Raw genomic sequence first — 21,053 nt, 5'->3', positions numbered from 1 at the left:
CCGCGCAGACGTGACCGGAACGGACGTCAGGGAAGACGGGCGATCACATACCGGAACACGTTTGGCATCCACACGGTCCCGTCCGGCCGCTGGTACGGATGCAGGGCCTCCGACAGCTCCTTGTCGACCTGTTCCTGGTCGGTCGCCGCGATCGCCGCGTCGAACAGCCCGGTCGACAGCAGCCCCCGCAGCGCGCTGCCCGCGTCGGCGTACCCGAAGGGGCACGCCACCCGACCGGAGCCGTCCGGCCTGAGCCCGGCCCGCTGGGCGACCTCCTCCAGGTCGTCCCGCAGGGCGGGGCGCCAGCTGCCCGCGTTGCGCAGCGGGTCCGCGAGTCTGGTGGCCACCCGCAGCACCGACGTCGTGGCGCACCGCTCCGGCGGGCCCCACCCGGCCAGCGCCACGGCCGCCCCGCGCCCGGCGAGTGGCGTCGCCTGGGCGAGCAGCTCACCCAGTCCCTCCGCGTCGCCCGCCCGGCACCCGATGGGCTCGAAGGCGGTCACCAGGGTGAACGCCGGTGCCGACGGGTCCTTCGCGTCCCGGGGCATGCCGTCGACGACGCGTGCCCCGCGCGCCCGCGCGCGCGTGCCCCCCGCGCCCGCCACCTCGGGAAGCAGCCGCTGCCGCGCCAGGGCCAGGCGCTCCGGGGATCGGGAGTCGACACCGGTCACCGCGGCGCCGCGCGAGGCGGCCATCAGCAGGGCCAGCCCGGACCCGCAGTCCAGCCCCAGCATTCTGGTGTCGCCGCCCACGTCCAGTCGCTCGTAGACGGCCTCGTAGAGCGGTACGAGCATCCGCTCCTGTATCTCGGACCAGTCACGCGCGCGTGCACCGGGGTCCACACGAGGCGTCGCCCCCGCGTGGGACGAGTGCTGCCGCACGAGCGTAGGTGTCATAGGAAAGCGCCCCAATCGCCGAGTGTTGCCGCTGTGCCCGATTCCGTGGCCCCCGTGCAGTGCGCTCGCACTTCCCCCGTATGCCAGGAAACTCCGGGCTCGCCGCGGCGTCCAGTGGTAGCGGCGGCCGGTTTGCCCGAACCCGGCCTCAGTGGCGAGATTTCACTTCCCGGCAACGTGGGCCTGGCCGCGCGGTACTCCCGGTAGCTCCCTCCCGACTCCTTCGTCGGATGGCCTGATCGTGCCGCTCGGTGATGACAGCGGGGGGAGGCGGCGCCGACGAGGCGGTTCTGGCCAAGGTCGACGGGCCCGGCGACCGCCTCGCGGGTGCGGGAACCGACGGGGGCGGGGCGGTGCCGCACGCCGACGGCACACCCGGTAACGTCGCGCCCGTCGATGTGCCCCATCGGGCGGTGTGCTTCCGGTGCGACAGCGGCCGAAACGCCCCTTGCGCACCCCCGAGCCCCACGCCCCCCCCCGGCGCATGGACGGGGTCTACGCGCCGGCGCGTACGACGGACTACGCACCAGCTTGGTATGAGCTGCGAGGCTTCTCCGCAGATCAGCGCACCCGCCCTCGTCGCGACGCATCAGCGGCAACTGACGGGTACGTGCAAATTATTTGGGATGCCCCGGAATAGGAACACAGCGGCACTCCGGCTCGTTGCCATTACGTGAGCACGACACCACCTGTTCTCGCCGCAGAGCTGGCGCAGGCGTGGGCCGACATTCAGCGGCACCACACCGAGCTGCCCGATCTTGCCGCGCCCGAGTCCCTGATCGGAGAGTCGTCGTCCGCCTGCGGGCACGAGCTCTCCTTCGAGCGACTGCTCCATGAGGCAGTCCACGGCATCGCTGCCGCGCGTGGAGTACGCGACACCTCCCGCGCGGGGCGCTACCACAACCGACGATTCCTTGCGATCGCCGAGGAACTGGGCCTCGACCACCCCGAAGAGCCGCATCCCAGCAGCGGCTTCTCGCTGGTCACGCTCACCCCCGAGGCGAAGCGCCGCTACCGCCCGACGATGGAACGCCTCCAGCGCGCGCTGAAGGCCCACACCGCCGCGACGGCGACCGACTCGGTCCGCAGTTTCCGCGGTCCGGCCGCCCGGCACGGCTCTTCCGGGGGAGGGGTGCGCGTGAAGGCGGTCTGCGACTGCGGACGCAACGTACGGGTCGTCCCGTCCGTCCTGGCACAGGCTCCGATCATGTGCGGCGGCTGCGGCAAGCCGTTCCGGATCCCGGAGGTGGTCGGCGCGGCGGCGAGCTGACGGCCCGGCGGCCCGTGGCAGCCGGATGCGGGTGCAGGGCCCTCGGTCCGGCGGCTCTGCCCGCGTGTGGCACAATGGCTAGCTGTACTCGACAGTCGCACAGGACCCCTCTCTCCTCCGGCTGACGCGTCCATCGGGCACTCGGGTACCGCAACCCCACGCGGCTCTCCCGCCGTGCCCAATCACGTCAAATCCAGGAGAATTCACTCCAGTGGCAGTCAAGATCAAGCTGAAGCGTCTGGGCAAGATCCGTTCGCCTCACTACCGCATCGTCGTCGCCGACTCCCGTACCCGCCGTGACGGCCGGGCCATCGAGGAGATCGGCAAGTACCACCCGACGTACAACCCGTCGGTGATGGAGGTCGACGCCGAGCGTGTCGCCTACTGGCTCCGCGTCGGCGCCCAGCCGACCGAGCCCGTGCTCGCCATCCTGAAGAAGACCGGCGACTGGCAGAAGTTCAAGGGCGAGCCCGCCCCGGCGCCGCTGCTGCAGCCGGCCGAGAAGGCGGCCCGTCCGTCCTTCGAGGCGATCGGTGGCGACGACGAGGGCAAGGGTGAGGCGATCACCCAGAAGAAGAAGGCCGACAAGAAGGACGAGGCTGCCGCTGCGTCCGAGTCGACCGAGGCCTGAGCATGCTCGAGGAGGCTCTCGAGCACCTCGTGAAGGGCATCGTCGACAATCCTGACGATGTGCAGGTCGCCTCGCGCAACCTGCGTCGCGGGCGTGTGATCGAGGTCCGGGTCCACCCCGACGACCTCGGCAAGGTGATCGGCCGCAACGGCCGCACCGCACGCGCCCTGCGCACCGTCGTGGGCGCCATCGGCGGCCGCGGTGTCCGCGTCGACCTCGTCGACGTGGACCACGTCCGCTGACGCCAAACGCAGCACCGGCTCGGGCCGGGGAGGGCCACTGGGCCGTCCCCGGCCCGTAGTCGTACGGGCCGTGACCGTAGTCGTGTACGCCGCGACCCGCGTAGCCGTGTGCGCCGCGACCGGAGTGGTCGTGTGCGCCGTGACCGGCGTCGTACGAGCCGTGACCGGCTCGCCGCAGTTCCGACAGGAGATCAAGCACAGTGCAGCTGGTAGTCGCGCGCATCGGCCGCGCCCACGGAATCAAGGGCGAGGTGACCGTCGAGGTCCGCACCGACGAGCCGGAGCTGCGGCTCGGGCCCGGTGCCGTACTGGCCACCGACCCCGCCTCCGTCGGGCCCCTCACCATCGAGACCGGCCGGGTCCACAGCGGCCGCCTCCTGCTCCGCTTCGCCGGCGTCCACGACCGCACCGGAGCCGAGGCGCTGCGCAACACCCTCCTGATCGCCGACGTCGACCCGGACGAGCGCCCCGAGGACGAGGACGAGTACTACGACCACCAGCTGATCGACCTCGACGTGGTGACCAAGGACGGCGACGAGGTGGGCCGGATCACCGAGATCTCCCACCTGCCCACGCAGGACCTGTTCGTGGTGGAGCGCCCCGACGGCAGCGAGGTCTACGTGCCGTTCGTCTCGGAGATCGTCACCGAGATCGACCTGGACGAGCAGCGAGCGGTCATCGACCCGCCCCCCGGCCTGATCGACGACCGCGCCGAGATCGCGTCCGCGCGGGACGCCTCGGCGGACGCCCCCGCGGATTCCCCGGAGGAAGAGGCGTAATGCGGCTCGACGTCGTCACGATCTTCCCCGAGTACCTGGAACCGCTGAACGTCTCCCTGGTCGGCAAGGCACGCGCGCGTGGACAACTCGACGTCCACGTGCACGACCTGCGCTCCTGGACCTACGACCGGCACAACACCGTCGACGACACGCCCTACGGCGGCGGCCCCGGCATGGTCATGAAGACCGAGCCGTGGGGCGACGCACTGGACTCCGTCCTGGCCGACGGCTACGAGGCGGGCTCCGGCGAGCCCGCCCTCATCGTGCCCACGCCCAGCGGCCGGCCCTTCACCCAGGAACTCGCCGTCCACCTCTCCGAGCGGCCCTGGCTGATCTTCACGCCCGCCCGCTACGAGGGCATCGACCGCCGCGTCATCGACGAGTACGCCACCCGGATGCCCGTGTACGAGGTGTCCATCGGCGATTACGTCCTGGCCGGCGGCGAGGCGGCCGTACTCGTCGTGACGGAGGCCGTCGCGCGGCTGCTGCCCGGCGTCCTCGGCAACGCCGAGTCCCACCGGGACGACTCCTTCGCCCCCGGCGCCATGGCCAACCTGCTGGAGGGCCCCGTCCACACCAAGCCGCCGCAGTGGCGCGGCCGCGGCATCCCCGACGTGCTGCTCAGCGGCCACCACGGGAAGATCGCCCGCTGGCGCCGCGACGAGGCCCTGCGGCGCACGACGGCCAACCGGCCCGACCTGATCGAACGGTGCGACCCCCAGGCCTTCGACAAGAAGGACCGCGAGATGCTCTCCATCCTGGGCTGGGAACCCGACCCGGACGGGGAACCGTACGGCCGATTTTGGCGCAGGACGCCGGGCGTGGAAGAATAGGGCGCTGTTGTGCGTCCGTCCGGAGCGCGCCCCTGCCACAGGGGGACACGACGCCCGTCCCGACCCGCACGGCCCAGATTCCGAAACACCTAGTTTCCGTTGATGACCTGTGGCATCAGCGAAGAAAGCAGACGAAATGTCTCACCTGCTCGACTCCGTCGACGCCGCGTCGCTGCGCAGCGACGTCCCGGCCTTCCGCCCCGGCGACACCGTCAACGTCCACGTCCGCGTCATCGAGGGCAACCGCTCCCGTGTGCAGCAGTTCAAGGGCGTAGTCATCCGCCGCCAGGGTGCCGGCGTGCGCGAGACCTTCACGGTCCGCAAGGTCTCCTTCTCCGTCGGCGTCGAGCGCACCTTCCCGGTGCACACCCCGATCGTGGAGAAGATCGAGCTCGTCACCCGCGGTGACGTCCGCCGCGCCAAGCTGTACTACCTGCGCGAGCTGCGCGGCAAGGCGGCGAAGATCAAGGAGAAGCGCGACAGCTGAGCGCGCTGAGAGGTCCACACCGGGGCCGGATAACATCTGGCCCCGATGGACACCGAAGCACAGCCCACGGAGCGCGACCGCTCCTCCCGCCCCTCCGAATCCGAGCAAGCCTCGGACCCGGAGGGCCCGGAGGAACGGTCGCGTTCCGCGTTCGCGGGGCGGATCACGGACTGGGTGCCGGGCGGCCGGTTCACCGTGGCCCTCCTGGCGCTGCTGCTGTTCCTGCTGTTGCTCACCACCTTCGTGCTGCAGCCGTTCCAGATCCCCAGCGGATCCATGGAGCGCGGATTGAGGGTCGGTGACCGGGTCCTCGTGAACAAGTTGGCGTACCGTTTCGACGGCCGTCCGCAGCGGGGCGACGTCGTCGTCTTCGACGGCACCGGGCTCTTCGGGCACGGCGACTACATCAAACGCGTTGTCGGTGTGGGCGGGGACCACGTGGTGTGCTGCGACAGGGACGGGAGGGTCCAGGTGAACGGCCAGTCGGTCGACGAGTCGGCGTTCCTGTACCCCGGCGACCGCCCGTCCACGGTGCCCTTCGACGTCGTCGTCCCCGACGGCACCCTCTTCGTCCTCGGCGACCACCGCGCCGGCTCCAGCGACTCCCGCGACCATCTGGGCTCGCCGGGCGGCGGCATGGTCCCGGTGGACGCGGTGATAGGCCGCGCCGACTGGATCGTCTGGCCCTTCGGCCACGCCACCCACCTCGACCGTCCCGACGCCTACGGGCCCGTCCCGGACGCGGACGCGGGTGCGGGTTCAGGTGGGGAGGGGAACCGGGGCACCGCGGCGGACCGGACGGGCGCCCCGGACCGGACGGGCACCGCGGATCAGCCGGGCACCGCGGATCAGCCGGGCACCGCGGGGGAGACGCCGAACGCGGCCGACGGGCCGCACACCGACGCGCGTCGGCCCGAGCACGCCAAGGGCGCCGATGGGTAGCCGGGGCAAACCGCGCGGGTCACCCAGCAGCCCCACGGAGAACCTGTTGCCCACCGGCTCCCGGCGCGCCGGCACGCCGTCCGGCGGGCGGTCCCGCGCCGAGCGGCGCAAGCTGCAGCGCAAGGTCAAACGGCGCCGCAGACGCGGCGCGGTGAAGGAGGTGCCCCTTCTCGTCGGCGTCGCCATCCTCATAGCGCTGGTGCTGAAGACCTTCCTCGTCCAGGCGTTCGTGATCCCGTCGGGCTCCATGGAGCAGACCATCCAGATCGGTGACCGGGTCCTGGTGGACAAGCTCACCCCGTGGTTCGGCTCCAAGCCGAAACGCGGGGACGTCGTCGTCTTCCGCGACCCCGGCGGCTGGCTCCAGGGCGAGCAGACCACCGAGAAGGACGACCCCGTCGTCGTCAAGCAGGTCAAGGAAGGCCTCGCGTTCATCGGTCTGCTGCCGTCCGACGACGAGAAGGACCTCATCAAGCGGGTCGTCGGAGTGGGCGGGGACCGGGTCAAGTGCTGCGACCCCCAAGGCCGGGTCACCGTCAACGGCGTCGCCCTGAACGAGGACTACCTGTATCCCGGCGACAAGCCGTCCGAGACGCCGTTCGACGTCACGGTCCCCGAGGGACGGCTGTGGGTGATGGGTGACCACCGGTCCAACTCCGCCGACTCCCGCTTCCACCAGGGGACCGACTTCGGCACGGTCTCCGAGGACGAGGTGGTCGGGCGGGCCATGGTGATCGCCTGGCCGTTCGGCCACTGGACCACCCTGGACGAACCGAAAACGTATGCGTCCGTGTCCGACTCGGCCTCCGGTTCGACCGCCGCTCCCCGGCTGTCGCATAGGGTTGCCCCCTACGATCCGAACACGATGATTCAACTCCCGACCCCTGCGGAACTCCCGCTCGTTATGGGAGTGGTGGGCCTGCTCCGTGTACGGGGCGGGCGGCGTCAGAAAGTAAGGAGTTGGCGTGGGGGATGTGGCGGTTGGCGCACGGTCCGGACACGACGGCGAGGAGAACCACGGACGCCCCGTGGAGACGGCCGGCCCGGCCGCGGACGGCGCCCCGGCCTCCGGGCGCGACTCCGGGACCGAGGGGACCGAGGGGACCGAGGACGGCAGGGTGACGGACGAACAGAGCGGGACCCAGGACGAGGGAGTGGGCGGGACGCACCCGGCGACGCCCTCCGCGGCCAAGAAACCGCGCTCCTTCTGGAAGGAACTGCCCATCCTGATCGGGATCGCGCTGGTGCTCGCGCTACTGATCAAAACGTTCCTGGTCCAGGCGTTCTCGATCCCGTCCGCCTCGATGCAGAACACACTCACGATCGGTGACCGGGTCCTGGTCGACAAGCTGACCCCCTGGTTCGGCTCCGAGCCCGAGCGGGGCGAGGTCGTCGTCTTCCACGACCCGGACGACTGGCTGGCGGGCGAGCCGACGCCCGACCCGAACGCGCTGCAGACGGTCCTCAGCTGGATCGGCCTGATGCCGTCCGCGGACGAGAAGGACCTGATCAAGCGCGTCATCGGGGTCGGCGGCGACACCGTCGAGTGCAACAAGACCGGCCCGCTCAAGGTCAACGGCAAGGCGCTGGACGAGCCGTACGTCTACCCGAACAACACGCCGTGCAGCGTCGACGAACAGGGCGGCCAGTTCAAGGTCGAGGTCCCCGAGGGCTCCATCTGGGTCATGGGCGACCACCGGCAGAACTCCCGGGACTCCCGTTACAACCAGTCGGACGAGCACGGCGGCATGGTCCCGGTGAAGGAAGTCGTCGGCCGCGCCATCGTGATCGCCTGGCCGATGAACCGCTGGGACACCCTGCCGGTCCCCGACACCTTCGACCAGGAAGGTCTCCAGGCCCGGTCGTCGGCCGCCGCCGCGCTGTCGGTCGCGCCCCAGGGACTGGCCCTCGCCGGAGTCGTCCCGGTCGTCTGGTGGCGCCGCAGGCGCATCGCGTCCGCCGAGTCCCGCTGAGCGCCTCGGGACGCACGCCCGCCGCTGTGAAGATCGGCCTGTGGCGAGGCAGCCCCCGGCCGGCCCCTCTCGGCCCCTCCCCGCGCCCCTCCCGGGCTCTGGGAGGGGCTGCCTCGTTCGGCGCCGCCAGGGAGGGGCGGGCGCTGGTCCGTCCGGCCTCCCCGGGAGGGGCTGCCCCGTTCGGGTACCGCCGGGTAAGGTGCGGATCCATGGGTGGCGAGAGCACGACACGTACGTCCTCGCCCGGCGGCGGCGCGAACAGGCGCCCGGCGGGCAGCCGGACCGGGCAGCGGCTGTCCAACCTTGCCGTGGCGCTGGGTCTGGTGCTGTTCCTCGGAGGCTTCGCCTGGGGAGCGGTGGTCTACCGGCCCTACACCGTGCCGACCAACTCGATGACACCGTCGATCGACGCGGGTGACCGGGTGCTGGCGCAGCGCATCGACGGCGGTGACGTCCGCCGCGGCGACGTCGTCGTCTTCAAGGACAGGGCCTGGGCCAACGCCCCGATGGTCAAGCGCGTGGTCGCGGTCGGCGGGGACACCGTCTCCTGCTGCCAGGAAGGCAGGCTCGAGGTCAACGGCAAGGCCGTCGACGAGCCGTACCTGCCCGCCGGTATGCCGGCCGAAAGCAGCGGCTTCCCGACGGTGACCGTCCCCGAGGGCCGCCTGTTCCTCCTCGGCGACGAGCGCGACACGTCCGTGGACTCCACCGCCCACCTCACCGACGCGGCCGGCGGCACCGTCTCGCGCGACGCCGTGGACGCCCGCGTCGATGCCGTGGTCTGGCCCGTGAACGGCATGCTGCAGCGGCCGACCGGCTTCGGGACGCTGGGGGACCTCTCCTCACCGGGCCCGCTGCGGACGGTCGTCGCGCTGGTGATCGCCGGGGCCGTGCTGATCCTCGGCGGCGCGGCCCACGGCCCCGTCGCCAAGCGGGCCGCCGCCTCCCGCGCCCGAACCGGAACGGGGACCACCGATGCCCGCTGAACCGACGCGAGCGGGGCAGGACTCCTACGCGGGCGGGCTGCGCAGGGTCGCCAGGGTGGTCCTGCTCGACCCCGACGACCGCATCCTGCTGCTGCACGGGCACGAACCGGACGATCCGGCCGACGACTGGTGGTTCACCCCGGGCGGCGGCGTGGAGGGCGACGAGACCCGTGAGGAGGCCGCGCGGCGGGAACTCGTCGAGGAGACCGGCATCACCGACATCGAGCTCGGCCCGGTGCTGTGGCGGCGCAGGTGCTCCTTCCCCTTCGCCGGCCGTCGCTGGGACCAGGACGAGTGGTACTACCTGGCCCGCACGACCCAGACGGCGACCAGGGCCGTGGGCCTCACCGAGCTGGAGCGGCGCAGTGTCGCCGGAGCACGCTGGTGGACCTGTCGGGAACTGACCCGGGCACATGAGACGGTGTACCCGACCAGACTCGCCGAGCTGCTGCGCACGCTGCTCGACGAAGGCCCCCCGGCCGGACCGGTGACCCTGGACACCGAAATCGTCTAGGGGCGCACGGGACTGGCGCACAATGGTGGGACCGCACGGCTGAAGGGGAACATGCCATGAGCGCCGAGGACCTCGAGAAGTACGAGACCGAGATGGAGCTCAAGCTCTACCGGGAGTACCGCGACGTCGTCGGCCTGTTCAAATACGTGATCGAAACCGAGCGGCGTTTCTACCTCACCAACGACTACGAGATGCAGGTGCACTCGGTCCAGGGTGAGGTGTTCTTCGAGGTGTCGATGGCCGATGCCTGGGTGTGGGACATGTACCGGCCGGCCCGGTTCGTGAAACAGGTGCGCGTGTTGACGTTCAAGGACGTGAACATCGAGGAGCTGAACAAGAGTGACCTGGAGCTTCCCGGCGGCTGACTCCGCTCCGTGACCGGCAGGCCGCACTCGTGTGGGTGACGGGGTTGTCCACAGCCGCCTGACCGTCCACCAAGATCCAAAAGCTCGCTGAGCTGCCCTCATCGTTGGCGCCGGAGGTGGTGCCGACATGAACGCACGAGGTGCGATGGGCAAGTACGGCGAGACACTCGCGGCCCGCCGGCTGGCCGACGCCGGGATGGCGGTCCTGGAGCGCAACTGGCGCTGCGGCCGGACCGGTGAGGTCGACATCGTCGCCCGGGACGGGGACGTCCTGGTCGTCTGCGAGGTCAAGACCCGCAGGGGCGGCTCCTTCGAGCACCCGATGGCCGCGGTGACCCCGGAGAAGGCGGAGCGGCTGCGACGGCTCGCCGAGCACTGGATCCAGACCCACGGAGGGGCCCCGCCCGGCGGCGTCCGCGTCGACCTGGTCGGTGTACTCCTGCCGCGGCGCGGCGCCCCCGTGGTCGAGCATGCGCGGGGGGTGGCGTGATGGGGTTCGCGCGCACGTGCTCCGTGGCGCTCGTCGGCGTCGAGGGCGTGGTGGTCGAGGTCCAGGCCGACCTCGAACCGGGCGTGGCGGCGTTCACTCTGGTCGGGCTGCCGGACAAGAGCCTGACCGAGAGCCGGGACCGGGTGCGGGCCGCAGTGGTCAACTCGGGCGCCGAGTGGCCGCAGAAGAAGCTGACGGTGGGGCTCAGCCCGGCCTCGGTGCCGAAGAGCGGCAGCGGATTCGACCTGGCGGTCGCCGCAGCCGTCCTCGGCGCCGCCGAGCGCGTCGATCCCCGTGTGCTCGCCGACATCGTGATGATCGGGGAGCTGGGCCTGGACGGACGGGTGCGGCCGGTGCGCGGCATCCTGCCGGCGGTACTGGCCGCGGCGGAGGCCGGCTACGAACAGGTGGTCGTCCCCGAGTGCGCCGCTGCCGAGGCGTCCCTGGTGCCCGGCGTGTCGGTGCTCGGCGTGCGCAGCCTGCGCCAGTTGATCGCCCTCCTCGCGGACGAGCCCGTGCCGGAGGAGGAACCGGACCAGCGGGGCAGGCCCGACCCGCTCCTCGCCGGCCTGCGGATGCCCGGCACGGGCGCCGCCACCGGGATGCACGCCACGGGAGCGGCGCAGCACGACCACGGGCACGACCTCGCCGACGTCGTGGGCCAGGATGCGGCGCGCACGGCGGTGGAGGTCGCCGCGGCCGGCGGCCACCACCTGTTCCTGGAGGGGCCGCCCGGCGCCGGTAAGACCATGCTCGCCGAACGGCTGCCCGCCATCCTGCCCAGGCTGTGCCGGGCGGAATCGCTCGAGGTCACAGCGGTGCACTCGGTGGCGGGCCTGCTGCCGCCGGGCAAGCCCCTGATCGACGTGGCCCCCTACTGCGCACCGCACCACTCCGCCACGATGCAGGCCCTCGTCGGGGGCGGACCCGGCATCGGGCGGCCGGGAGCCGTGTCGCTGGCGCACCGAGGAGTCCTTTTTCTGGACGAAACACCGGAATTCAGCAGCCATGCGCTGGATGCTCTGCGCCAGCCGCTGGAGTCCGGGCACGTCGTCATCGCGCGCAGTGCGGGCGTGGTGCGGTTCCCGGCACGGTTCCTGATGGTCCTGGCCGCCAATCCCTGCCCGTGCGGGCGGTACTCGCGGAAGGGCGACCTCTGCGAATGCCCGCCCTCGGCGATCCGCCGCTACCAGGCCAGGCTGTCCGGCCCGCTGCTCGACCGGGTCGACCTCCGGGTCGAGGTGGACCGGGTCACGCGCAGTCAGTTGGCGGGGGACGGCACCCGGGGTGACGCCACCGCGACGGTCGCCGACCGGGTGCGTGCGGCCCGGGACAGGGCGGCCGCGCGCTTCGAGGGCACCCCGTGGCGTTCCAACAGCGAGGTGCCCGGAAGGGAGCTGCGCAGCCGCTGGTACGCGGCGCCCGGCGCACTGGAGGACGCGGAACGCTGCCTGGAACGGGGCGTGCTCACCGCCCGTGGCCTCGACCGGGTCCTCCGCGTCGCCTGGACCGTCGCGGACCTCGTCGGCCACGACCGGCCCGACGCACAGGATGTCGCTCTGGCGCTGCAGCTGCGCACGGGCGTGCCGAGGGGAGTCCCCATGGCCCTTGGGGCGCCGGCGTGACCGGGAAAGAAGCCGTGGCTGGAGAGGGTGCCGTGACAGAGGACGGGGCCGTGGAGGGGGAGGGCGCCGTGACACAGGACAGGGGTGAAGGCTCGGCCCGGGACCGCGGGCCGGGCAGGGACGACGGACCGGGCAGGGACGACGACGCCGCGTGGGACGCCCAGGCGGGCGACGAGCTGCTCGGCCGGGTTTTCCTGACCCGGGTCATCGAGCCCGGAGACGAGACCGCCGGTCGGTGGGTGCGGGAGCGCGGCGTCGCGGACGTGGTGCGGCGGCTGCGCGAGGGCGGGCGTGCCCTGCCGGGGGTGAGCGCGAAACGGTGGGCCGGGCTGTGTGCCCGAGCAGGCCGGGCCGAGCCGCGCCGGGACCTCACCGCCGCCCGGGCGGCGGGGGTGAGGTTCGTTGCCCCCGGGACGGCCGAGTGGCCGCGTCAGCTGGACGACCTCGGGGACGCCCGGCCCCTCGGACTGTGGGTGCGCGGCGGGCCCAGCCTGCGTATGTGGGCGCTCAGGTCGGTGGCCGTCGTCGGCGCCCGCGCGTGCACCGAGTACGGCGCCCACATGGCGGCCACCCTCGCCGCCGGGCTCGCCGAACGCGGCTGGGTCGTGGTGTCCGGCGGCGCCTACGGGGTCGACGGAGCCGCCCACCGGGGTGCTCTCGGCGCCGGGGGCGCCACCGCCGCCGTCCTCGCCTGCGGCGTCGACCGCCCTTACCCGCCCGGACACACCGGGCTGATCACCAGGATCGCGGAACAGGGACTGGTCATCGGTGAGCTGCCGCCGGGCGATCATCCGACGCCGAGCAGGTTCGTCCTGCGCAATCGTGTGATCGCCGCACTCACCCGGGGCACCGTGGTCGTCGAGGCCGCCTACCGCAGCGGGTCGCTGGTCACGGCACGGGCGGCCCAGCGCCTGGGCCGGCACACGATGGGTGTCCCGGGGCCGGCCACCAGTGCGCTCTCGGCGGGTGTGCACGAACTGCTGCGCGGCGACGCGGTGCTCGTCAGCGACGCCGCCGAGGTCGTCGAACTGGTCGGTGACATGGGCGAGCTGCCCCCGGACCGGCGTGGGCCGGTCCTCCCCACCGACCTGCTGGAACCTCGCACCCGTCAGGTGCTGGCAGGGCTCCCCGCGCGGGGAACGGCGGCAGCGGCCGAGGTGGCGCGCCGCGCCCAGACCACACAGGACGACGCGATCGCGAGACTGTACGAGCTTCGAGCGCTTGGTTACGTCGAACGACACGGCGACGGCTGGATGTTGACACGCCAGATGATGATCTCGGTCCGCGAAGGCCGCGATCCGTGCTGACGCAGGGTGTTCGGCCGTCCGGGGGAACCCCGACGCCCTTGTGAACAGTGGCAGTTGAGGTATTCGAGTGATCACGCACAGCGATCACCGTCGCCCCTGCGGAGCAATCAGCGGAACGTATCTGCGTACGACCCCGCCCGGCTCTTCGCGCACCGCGACACTCCAGTCACGCTACGCTCACGAGGACCCCCATGTAGACAGCAGACCGGCGGCCTCACCCAGGCACACACACCACATCACGGCAGAACGGCACAAGGCGACGAATGCCCCAGCACACCTCCGGGTCCGACCGGGCGGCGATCCCCCCAGCCGCCCGCGACGGTGGCAGCGTGCGACCGCCCGCCCCCTCGACGCTCGACGAGCTGTGGCGGTCGTACAAGGCGACGGGCGACGAGCGGCTGCGGGAACAGCTGATCCTGCACTACTCGCCCCTGGTGAAATATGTGGCGGGCCGGGTGAGCGTGGGACTGCCACCCAATGTCGAGCAGGCGGACTTCGTCTCCTCGGGTGTGTTCGGGCTGATCGACGCGATCGAGAAGTTCGACGTCGATCGGGAGATCAAGTTCGAGACGTACGCGATCACCCGGATCCGGGGCGCGATGATCGACGAGCTGCGGGCACTGGACTGGATCCCGCGGTCGGTCCGGCAGAAGGCGCGGAACGTGGAACGCGCGTACGCGACGCTGGAGGCACGGCTGCGCCGTACCCCGTCGGAGAGCGAGGTGGCCGGCGAGATGGGGATCGCGGTGGAGGACCTCCATGCGGTGTTCAGCCAGTTGTCGCTGGCCAACGTGGTGGCGCTGGAGGAGTTGCTGCATGCCGGGGGTGAGGGCGGGGACCGGCTGAGCCTCATGGACACGCTGGAGGACACCGCCGCCGACAATCCGGTGGAGGTCGCCGAGGACCGGGAGCTGCGGCGCTTCCTGGCACGCGCGATCAACACGCTGCCCGAGCGGGAGAAGACCGTCGTCACGCTGTACTACTACGAGGGGCTCACGCTCGCCGAGATCGGGAACGTGCTGGGCGTGACGGAGAGCCGGGTCAGCCAGATTCACACCAAGTCGGTGTTGCAACTGCGGGCGAAGTTGGCGGGGTTCGGTCGCTGACCTGGACTTATGGCACGCGGCCGGCTCCGCCTGTGACACCGGCGGCGGTCACGCGTCCGGGTGGCTGACTCCCGTACGGCGGGGCACGTCCGTAAAGTGGTGACGTGCCAAGGATTCGAGCGGCCTCCGTGGCCGAGCACCGGTCGATGCAGCGTGCCTCCCTGCTGGACGCGGCACGCTCCCTGCTGTCCGACGGCGGCACGGAGGCGCTGACCTTCCCCGCCCTCGCCGAGCGGACGGGTCTCGCCCGGTCGTCCGTCTACGAGTACTTCCGGTCGCGGGCGGCGGTCGTCGAGGAGCTGTGTGCCGTCGACTTCCCGGTCTGGGCCGCGGAGGTCGAGGCGGCGATGGAGCGCGAGGAGACGCCAGAGGCCAAGGTCGAGGCGTATGTGCGCAAGCAGCTCGACCTGGTCGGGGACCGGCGGCACCGGGCCGTCGTGGCCATCTCCGCGAGCGAGCTCGACGCCGGCGCGCGGGAGAAGATCCGGGCGGCGCACGGCGGGCTGATCGCGATGATCTGCGAGGCGCTGGGGGAGATGGGGCACGGGCAGCCGCGGCTGGCGGCGATGCTGCTCCAAGGGGTCGTGGACTCGGCGGTGCGGCGGATCGAGCTGGGGGCGGCGGAGGAGCCGACGGCGATCACGGAGGCGGCGGTTTCCATGGCGTTGCGGGGTGTGCGGGGCTGACCGCCCGGGGCGGAGCTGGCCGGCCGGGAGGGAAGCAGGCCGGCAGGACCGACCGAGGATCCTCGGCGTTCCCGGGGCCCGGCGCCCCGGCCGCGGGCCGATCGCGCGGCCCGACGTTACGGGGTGCCTGCCGGGGAGGAGGCCCCGGCGCCCACCCGTGGCCGCGGGGGCAGGGGAACTCCCAGAACCGGCAGCAGTCTCGACGGACCCCGCGCGAGCAGCCACGGAGGGAGCACCGACAGCGGGTTCAGATAGACGTCGCCCCGCAACAGGCCCCAGTGCAGACAGGCCGCGCAGTGGGGGCCTGCCGGCTCCACCGTGCCGAGCACCTCACCCGCCGCGACCTCGTCACCCTTCTGCACCGTCGCCTCGACCGGCTCGTACGTCGTCCGCAGGGGCGGGGCACCCGTCCCCGTCAGTTCCAGTGAGACGACGCCTCTTCCCGCCACCCGCCCCGCGAACGACACCGTGCCCGCCGCCACCGCCCGAACCGGGGCCGCGTCCACCGCGGCGAGGTCCACGCCGCGGTGGCCCGGGCCGTACGGGGTGGCCGGGGGCTCCCAGCCCCGCAGCACCGCCGGCCGGATACCGACCGGCCAGTGGCGGGCCACCGCCGGTACCGTCGGATCCGGACCCGGCCCGGCGTCCGCGGCGGTCACCGTCATCGCCCACCCCGGTGCCGGTCGCGGCGGTCCCGGGACCATGACGGCCAGCAGCACCATCCACATACACGCACGCGCACATCGCCTCGCTCGCATGCGAGAACCGTCCCGCACCGGGGCCGGTCGCCGTCCGGCCCTGTGGACCGTCTGCCGCTTGTGGACAGCCGCGTCACCCGGTACCCCGCGGGTCCCGTACACTTCTGATGGCGATCCGGGTCACCGGGTCGACTTCGCACGCCCCGACACGAGGCCCGTCAAGGCTCGTGTCAGCGCCCCTCGGTCCCTTGCGGCAGGCGCGTCACGGGCGTCAGGCGCGGGAGCCGTCCGGCTTCCGCGGCACAACCGAGAAACTCGAGGAGATACGGCCATGGCCGTCGTCACGATGCGGGAGCTGCTGGAAAGCGGCGTCCACTTCGGTCACCAGACCCGTCGTTGGAACCCGAAGATGAAGCGCTTCATCTTCACGGAGCGCAACGGCATCTACATCATCGACCTGCTCCAGTCGCTGTCGTACATCGACCGCGCCTACGAGTTCGTCAAGGAGACCGTCGCCCACGGCGGCACGGTCATGTTCGTCGGCACGAAGAAGCAGGCGCAGGAGGCCATCGCCGAGCAGGCCACCCGCGTCGGCATGCCCTACGTCAACCAGCGCTGGCTGGGCGGCATGCTCACCAACTTCTCGACCGTCTACAAGCGCCTGCAGCGCCTGAAGGAGCTCGAGCAGATCGACTTCGAGGACGTGGCCGCCTCCGGCCTCACCAAGAAGGAGCTGCTGGTCCTCTCCCGCGAGAAGGCCAAGCTGGAGAAGACCCTCGGTGGTATCCGCGAGATGTCCAAGGTGCCCAGCGCCGTCTGGATCGTGGACACCAAGAAGGAGCACATCGCGGTCGGCGAGGCCCGGAAGCTCAACATCCCGGTCGTCGCCATCCTCGACACCAACTGCGACCCCGACGAGGTCGACTACAAGATCCCGGGCAACGACGACGCGATCCGCTCCGTCACCCTGCTCACCCGCGTGATCGCCGACGCCGTCGCCGAGGGCCTCATCGCCCGCTCCGGCGCCGCTGCCGCCGACAAGGGCGACAAGGCCGCCGGCGAGCCGCTCGCCGCGTGGGAGCGCGACCTGCTCGAGGGCGAGAAGGCCGAGAAGAAGGCCGACGACGAGTCCGCCGAGGCCCCGGCCGCCGAGGCCGCCCCCGCCGCTGAGGCGCCGGCTGCCGAGGCCCCCGCCGCCGAGGCGCCCGCCGCCGAGGCTCCGGCCGCCGAGGGCGAGCAGGCCTGACCGTCCCGTCGGCGTCGACGGCGGGAGCGGTGACATCGAAACCGCTCCCGCCGTTCACCCGTAGGTCGGTGGAAGGTCATGGGCCTGCAGCTCCATGTAGGTCCGTGATCCCGCAGATCTTCGATCTTCCAGACTTCCAGAAAGATTCACAGACTCATGGCGAACTACACCGCCGCCGACGTCAAGAAGCTTCGTGAGCTCACCGGCGCCGGCATGATGGACTGCAAGAAGGCGCTGGACGAGGCCGAGGGCAACGTCGAGAAGGCCGTCGAGGCGCTCCGTATCAAGGGTCAGAAGGGCGTCGCCAAGCGCGAGGGCCGCTCTGCCGAGAACGGCGCCGTCGTCTCGATCATCGCCGACGACAACACCTCGGGCGTCCTCGTCGAGCTGAAGTGCGAGACGGACTTCGTCGCCAAGGGTGACAAGTTCCAGAACGTCGCCAAGGCCATCGCCGAGCACGTCGCCAAGGTCGCCCCGGCCGACCTCGAGGCGCTGCTCGCCTCCGAGATCGAGCCCGGCAAGACCGTGCAGGCCTTCGTGGACGAGGCCAACGCCAACCTCGGCGAGAAGATCGTCCTGGACCGCTTCGCGCAGTTCTCCGGCGGCTTCGTGACCGCGTACATGCACCGCACGATGCCCGACCTGCCGCCGCAGATCGGTGTCCTCGTCGAGCTGGACAAGCCGAACGCCGAGCTCGCCAAGGGCGTCGCCCAGCACATCGCCGCCTTCGCGCCGAAGTACCTCTCCAAGGAGGACGTCCCGGCCGAGGTCGTCGAGACCGAGCGCCGCGTCGCCGAGGAGACCACCCGCGCCGAGGGCAAGCCCGAGGCCGCCCTGCCGAAGATCGTCGAGGGTCGCCTCAACGGCTTCTTCAAGGACGCCACGCTGCTGGGCCAGCCCTACGCGCTCGACAACAAGAAGTCCGTCCAGAAGGTTCTGGACGAGGCCGGCGTCACCCTGAAGCGCTTCTCGCGCATCAAGGTCGGCATCTGAGTCCGTACCGCGACGGACGCGCGACCCCGGTAGGGTCGACAGCAGTCGCCGACGCCGTTCGCCTACGCCGTTGCGTACGCGCGCGTGGCGGCGGGCGACAGCAGATCTGACGAGGAGGCCATTGCCGCGTATGGGATGCGAAACACGCCCCCACCGGCAGTGGCCTTCTTCGTGTGTGTGACCCACGTAAAAGAGGCGAGATCTCCATGACCACCAAGGCCGAGAAGAGCGACGACGGCAAAGTACGCGGCCGCTTCATGCTGAAGCTGTCCGGAGAGGCCTTCTCCGGCGGTGGGGGCCTGGGCGTCGACCCCGACGTGGTGCACGCCATCGCCCGCGAGATCGCGGCCGTCGTACGGGACGGCGCACAGGTCGCGATCGTCATCGGCGGGGGCAACTTCTTCCGTGGCGCCGAGCTGCAGGTACGCGGCATGGACCGCGCCCGTTCCGACTACATGGGCATGCTCGGCACCGTGATGAACTGCCTGGCCCTCCAGGACTTCCTGGAGAAGGAGGGCGTCGACTGCCGCGTGCAGACCGCCATCACCATGGGCCAGGTGGCCGAGCCGTACATCCCGCTGCGCGCCGTGCGCCACCTGGAGAAGGGCCGCGTGGTCATCTTCGGCGCCGGAATGGGCATGCCCTACTTCTCCACCGACACCACCGCCGCCCAGCGCGCCCTCGAGATCGACGCCGAGGCCCTGCTCATGGGCAAGAACGGTGTGGACGGGGTCTACGACTCCGACCCGAAGACCAACCCGGACGCCGTCAAGTTCGACGCGCTCGGTTACGGCGAGGTCATCACCCGGGACCTGAAGGTCGCCGACGCGACGGCCGTCACGCTCTGCCGCGACAACAGCCTCCCGATCGTGGTCTTCGAGCTGCTGAAGGAGGGCAATATCGCCCGCGCCGTCAAGGGTGAGAAGATCGGCACGCTTGTGGGTGACCAAGACAGCCGGGACTGACCGGAGAACCACCCCCTGTCCGCGGACGCCACCTGTCCGGGGGACGGACGGGACGGGGCCGGGCCGGGGGATGGACAATGTCCCGCCGGTCGGGAACCGTGCAGGAAGAACGCGACGCAGCCGGCCGCGACCCCGAGAGGGAACCGCAGCCGGGCCTACTCAAGACACGCAGGAGCAAGTGGTGATCGAAGAGACCCTCCTCGAGGCCGAGGAGAAGATGGAGAAGGCCGTCGTGGTCGCCAAGGAGGACTTCGCCGCGATCCGCACCGGCCGTGCGCACCCGGCGATGTTCAACAAGATCGTGGCCGACTACTACGGCGCGCTGACGCCGATCAACCAGCTGGCCTCGTTCTCCGTGCCGGAGCCGCGCATGGCCGTGGTGACCCCCTTCGACAAGAGCGCCCTGCGCAACATCGAACAGGCGATCCGCGACTCCGACCTGGGCGTCAACCCCAGCAACGACGGCAACATCATCCGGGTGGTGTTCCCCGAGCTCACCGAGGAGCGCCGCCGCGACTACATCAAGGTCGCCAAGAGCAAGGCCGAGGACGCCAAGGTCTCCATCCGCTCCGTGCGCCGCAAGGCCAAGGACACCATCGACAAGATGGTGAAGGACGGCGAGGTCGGCGAGGACGAGGGCCGTCGTGCGGAGAAGGAGCTCGACGACACCACCGCCAAGTACGTCGCCCAGGTGGACGAGCTCCTCAAGCACAAGGAAGCCGAGCTGCTCGAGGTCTGATGAACGACTCTTCCTGGGGAGCGCCGCCACAAGCCGGGTACTGGGGGCCGTCCGACCAGGGACCTGTCCAGGGCGCTGCCCCGGCGGGTCCCGCGTACGATGCGCACTACGCGCAGCAGACTCGCCCCATGCCCATCGTGCCCGACGTACCCGAACACGGCGGAGACCAGGATGACGAACAAGGGGCCGCTCGGCTGAGCGGCCCCTTGTTCCGAGACGAGCCGCTGCGCGACGATCCTCGCGGCGAGAATCCGTCGGCGCAGCCGTATGCGGCGGTGCCGCAGAATCCGGAGCCCATGCCCGACGCCCCCCAGCCGGCGCAGCACCGGCCCCAGCCGCAGAAGAAGAGCGCGGGGCGCGACCTGGGTGCCGCGATAGGGGTCGGCCTCGGGCTCGGCGCGGTGATCGTCGCCTCGCTGTTCGTCGTCAAGGCCGTCTTCGTCGGCGTGGTCGCGGTCGCCGTCGTGGTGGGCCTGTGGGAGCTGACCAAGCGGCTCCAGGAGCGCAAGGGCATCAAGGCGCCCCTCGTGCCGCTCGCGATCGGCGGCGCGGCGATGGTGGTCGCCGGGTATGTGCGGGGCGCCGAAGGCGCGTGGGTCGCCATGGCGCTCACCGCCCTCGCGGTCCTCGTGTGGCGGATGACCGAGCCACCGGAGGGCTACCTCAAGGACGTCACGGCGGGCCTCTTCGCGGCGTTCTACGTGCCCTTCCTGGCCACGTTCGTCACGATGATGCTCATGGCGGACGACGGCGCGCGGCGCGTGCTGGTCTTCCTGGTGCTGACGGTCGTCAGCGACACCGGCGCCTACGCCGTCGGCTGGCGCTTCGGCAGGTCCAAGCTCGCCCCGCGCATCAGCCCCGGCAAGACCCGCGAAGGCCTGCTCGGAGCGGTGGCGTTCGCGATGGCGGCCGGCGCGCTGTGCATGCAGTTCGTGATCGACGACGGCACCTGGTGGCAGGGCCTGCTGCTCGGCCTCGCGGTCGCCGTCAGCGCCACGCTGGGCGACCTCGGCGAGTCCATGATCAAGCGGGACCTCGGCATCAAGGACATGGGCACGCTGCTCCCGGGGCACGGCGGCATCATGGACCGCCTGGACTCGCTGCTGCCGACCGCGCCGGTGGTGTGGTTGCTGCTGGTGATCTTCGTCGGATCGGGTTGACAGGCTTCAGGTAGTCTGGAAGGGCCCGCGCTGCTGCGGGCCCTTTCGTGTGTCCCCGCCGACGCGGGGACAGTCCGGTGAGGTCTCCTGGCTTCGGCATGGCTGCCGTCGTCCCCGCGT

General features: G+C 71.3%; 22 protein-coding genes and 2 pseudogenes. 22 read left to right on the top strand and 2 right to left on the bottom strand.

Features of this window, described 5'->3' with window-relative positions; translation table 11 throughout:
- Window positions 1-26: 26 nt before the first annotated feature.
- Window positions 27-896: a class I SAM-dependent methyltransferase gene (locus tag ACP4IX_RS23800; RefSeq protein WP_426522047.1), complete on the bottom strand. Its 870-nt coding sequence runs from the start codon at window positions 894-896 to the stop codon at window positions 27-29.
- A gap of 673 nt (window positions 897-1,569) precedes the next feature.
- Here ACP4IX_RS23800 and ACP4IX_RS23795 point away from each other — a divergent pair.
- The 17 genes and pseudogenes from ACP4IX_RS23795 to ACP4IX_RS23715 all read left to right on the top strand — a co-directional run bounded on the left by ACP4IX_RS23795 (window position 1,570) and on the right by ACP4IX_RS23715 (window position 15,132).
- Window positions 1,570-2,166: a hypothetical protein gene (locus tag ACP4IX_RS23795; protein WP_279561947.1), complete on the top strand. Its 597-nt coding sequence runs from the start codon at window positions 1,570-1,572 to the stop codon at window positions 2,164-2,166.
- Window positions 2,167-2,377: 211 nt separating this feature from the next.
- Window positions 2,378-2,797, top strand: coding sequence for a 30S ribosomal protein S16 (gene rpsP / locus ACP4IX_RS23790; protein WP_426522046.1), 420 nt, complete (start codon window positions 2,378-2,380; stop codon window positions 2,795-2,797).
- Between the two features lie 2 nt (window positions 2,798-2,799).
- Complete coding sequence (locus ACP4IX_RS23785; protein WP_426522045.1) at window positions 2,800-3,039, top strand: RNA-binding protein; 240 nt, start codon at window positions 2,800-2,802, stop codon at window positions 3,037-3,039.
- A 200-nt stretch (window positions 3,040-3,239) separates the two neighbouring features.
- Complete coding sequence (rimM, locus tag ACP4IX_RS23780) at window positions 3,240-3,818, top strand: ribosome maturation factor RimM (protein ID WP_426522044.1); 579 nt, start codon at window positions 3,240-3,242, stop codon at window positions 3,816-3,818.
- Window positions 3,818-4,651 carry a tRNA (guanosine(37)-N1)-methyltransferase TrmD gene (gene trmD, locus ACP4IX_RS23775; protein ID WP_426522043.1) on the top strand — a complete coding sequence of 278 codons (834 nt, stop codon included), beginning with the start codon at window positions 3,818-3,820 and terminating at the stop codon, window positions 4,649-4,651. The genes rimM and trmD overlap by 1 nt, the downstream gene beginning before the upstream one ends.
- Before the next feature lie 136 nt (window positions 4,652-4,787).
- Window positions 4,788-5,138: a 50S ribosomal protein L19 gene (rplS, locus tag ACP4IX_RS23770; protein WP_003973398.1), complete on the top strand. Its 351-nt coding sequence runs from the start codon at window positions 4,788-4,790 to the stop codon at window positions 5,136-5,138.
- 45 nt (window positions 5,139-5,183) lie between these two features.
- Window positions 5,184-5,906: pseudogene (gene lepB, locus ACP4IX_RS23765) on the top strand (signal peptidase I); the annotation flags it as partial.
- 166 nt (window positions 5,907-6,072) lie between these two features.
- A pseudogene (lepB, locus tag ACP4IX_RS23760) lies at window positions 6,073-7,155 on the top strand (signal peptidase I); the annotation flags it as partial.
- Complete coding sequence (gene lepB, locus ACP4IX_RS23755) at window positions 7,046-8,053, top strand: signal peptidase I (protein WP_426522042.1); 1,008 nt, start codon at window positions 7,046-7,048, stop codon at window positions 8,051-8,053. The pseudogene lepB (ACP4IX_RS23760) and the gene lepB (ACP4IX_RS23755), both read left to right, overlap by 110 nt.
- A 209-nt stretch (window positions 8,054-8,262) precedes the next feature.
- Window positions 8,263-9,039: a signal peptidase I gene (lepB, locus tag ACP4IX_RS23750; protein ID WP_426522041.1), complete on the top strand. Its 777-nt coding sequence runs from the start codon at window positions 8,263-8,265 to the stop codon at window positions 9,037-9,039.
- A complete protein-coding gene (locus ACP4IX_RS23745) occupies window positions 9,029-9,553 on the top strand; it encodes an NUDIX hydrolase (RefSeq protein ID WP_426522040.1) in 525 nt (174 codons plus the stop codon). Before lepB (ACP4IX_RS23750) ends, ACP4IX_RS23745 begins: the two co-directional genes overlap by 11 nt.
- A gap of 56 nt (window positions 9,554-9,609) precedes the next feature.
- A complete protein-coding gene (locus ACP4IX_RS23740) occupies window positions 9,610-9,918 on the top strand; it encodes a DUF2469 domain-containing protein (RefSeq protein ID WP_003965949.1) in 309 nt (102 codons plus the stop codon).
- A gap of 127 nt (window positions 9,919-10,045) precedes the next feature.
- Window positions 10,046-10,408 carry a YraN family protein gene (locus ACP4IX_RS23735; protein WP_426522039.1) on the top strand — a complete coding sequence of 121 codons (363 nt, stop codon included), beginning with the start codon at window positions 10,046-10,048 and terminating at the stop codon, window positions 10,406-10,408.
- The gene (locus tag ACP4IX_RS23730; RefSeq protein WP_426522038.1) at window positions 10,408-12,033 is read left to right on the top strand and encodes a YifB family Mg chelatase-like AAA ATPase; all 1,626 of its coding nucleotides are present in this window, start codon (window positions 10,408-10,410) and stop codon (window positions 12,031-12,033) included. The genes ACP4IX_RS23735 and ACP4IX_RS23730 overlap by 1 nt, the downstream gene beginning before the upstream one ends.
- Before the next feature lie 176 nt (window positions 12,034-12,209).
- Window positions 12,210-13,340: a DNA-processing protein DprA gene (dprA, locus tag ACP4IX_RS23725; RefSeq protein ID WP_426556581.1), complete on the top strand. Its 1,131-nt coding sequence runs from the start codon at window positions 12,210-12,212 to the stop codon at window positions 13,338-13,340.
- Between the two features lie 263 nt (window positions 13,341-13,603).
- On the top strand, window positions 13,604-14,446 hold the full coding sequence (whiG, locus tag ACP4IX_RS23720; protein ID WP_426522037.1) for an RNA polymerase sigma factor WhiG: 843 nt from the start codon (window positions 13,604-13,606) through the stop codon (window positions 14,444-14,446).
- A gap of 128 nt (window positions 14,447-14,574) precedes the next feature.
- The gene (locus ACP4IX_RS23715) at window positions 14,575-15,132 is read left to right on the top strand and encodes a TetR/AcrR family transcriptional regulator (RefSeq protein ID WP_426522105.1); all 558 of its coding nucleotides are present in this window, start codon (window positions 14,575-14,577) and stop codon (window positions 15,130-15,132) included.
- A 116-nt stretch (window positions 15,133-15,248) separates the two neighbouring features.
- Here ACP4IX_RS23715 and ACP4IX_RS23710 read toward each other — a convergent pair whose 3' ends face one another.
- Entirely contained in the window at window positions 15,249-15,797 is a 549-nt protein-coding gene (locus tag ACP4IX_RS23710) for a murein hydrolase activator EnvC family protein (RefSeq protein WP_426556564.1), read from the bottom strand.
- 364 nt (window positions 15,798-16,161) lie between these two features.
- Here ACP4IX_RS23710 and rpsB point away from each other — a divergent pair, with 364 nt between their 5' ends.
- From rpsB to ACP4IX_RS23685, 5 genes are all read left to right on the top strand, one after another.
- Window positions 16,162-17,076: a 30S ribosomal protein S2 gene (gene rpsB, locus ACP4IX_RS23705; RefSeq protein WP_426522035.1), complete on the top strand. Its 915-nt coding sequence runs from the start codon at window positions 16,162-16,164 to the stop codon at window positions 17,074-17,076.
- A gap of 156 nt (window positions 17,077-17,232) precedes the next feature.
- Window positions 17,233-18,069, top strand: coding sequence for a translation elongation factor Ts (gene tsf, locus ACP4IX_RS23700; RefSeq protein WP_426522034.1), 837 nt, complete (start codon window positions 17,233-17,235; stop codon window positions 18,067-18,069).
- Between the two features lie 206 nt (window positions 18,070-18,275).
- Window positions 18,276-19,034 (top strand): UMP kinase, encoded by a 759-nt coding sequence (gene pyrH, locus ACP4IX_RS23695; RefSeq protein ID WP_426522033.1) that lies wholly within the window; start codon window positions 18,276-18,278, stop codon window positions 19,032-19,034.
- A gap of 181 nt (window positions 19,035-19,215) precedes the next feature.
- The gene (gene frr / locus ACP4IX_RS23690; protein ID WP_345588792.1) at window positions 19,216-19,773 is read left to right on the top strand and encodes a ribosome recycling factor; all 558 of its coding nucleotides are present in this window, start codon (window positions 19,216-19,218) and stop codon (window positions 19,771-19,773) included.
- Window positions 19,773-20,933 carry a phosphatidate cytidylyltransferase gene (locus ACP4IX_RS23685; protein ID WP_426522032.1) on the top strand — a complete coding sequence of 387 codons (1,161 nt, stop codon included), beginning with the start codon at window positions 19,773-19,775 and terminating at the stop codon, window positions 20,931-20,933. Before frr ends, ACP4IX_RS23685 begins: the two co-directional genes overlap by 1 nt.
- Window positions 20,934-21,053 lie beyond the last annotated feature (120 nt).

This window comes from Streptomyces sp. WG5 (assembly GCF_049974565.1).
In the GTDB taxonomy this organism is placed as follows: domain Bacteria; phylum Actinomycetota; class Actinomycetes; order Streptomycetales; family Streptomycetaceae; genus Streptomyces.
Note: the sequence above shows the minus strand (reverse complement) of the source record. Positions and strands in the feature narration are given on the sequence as shown.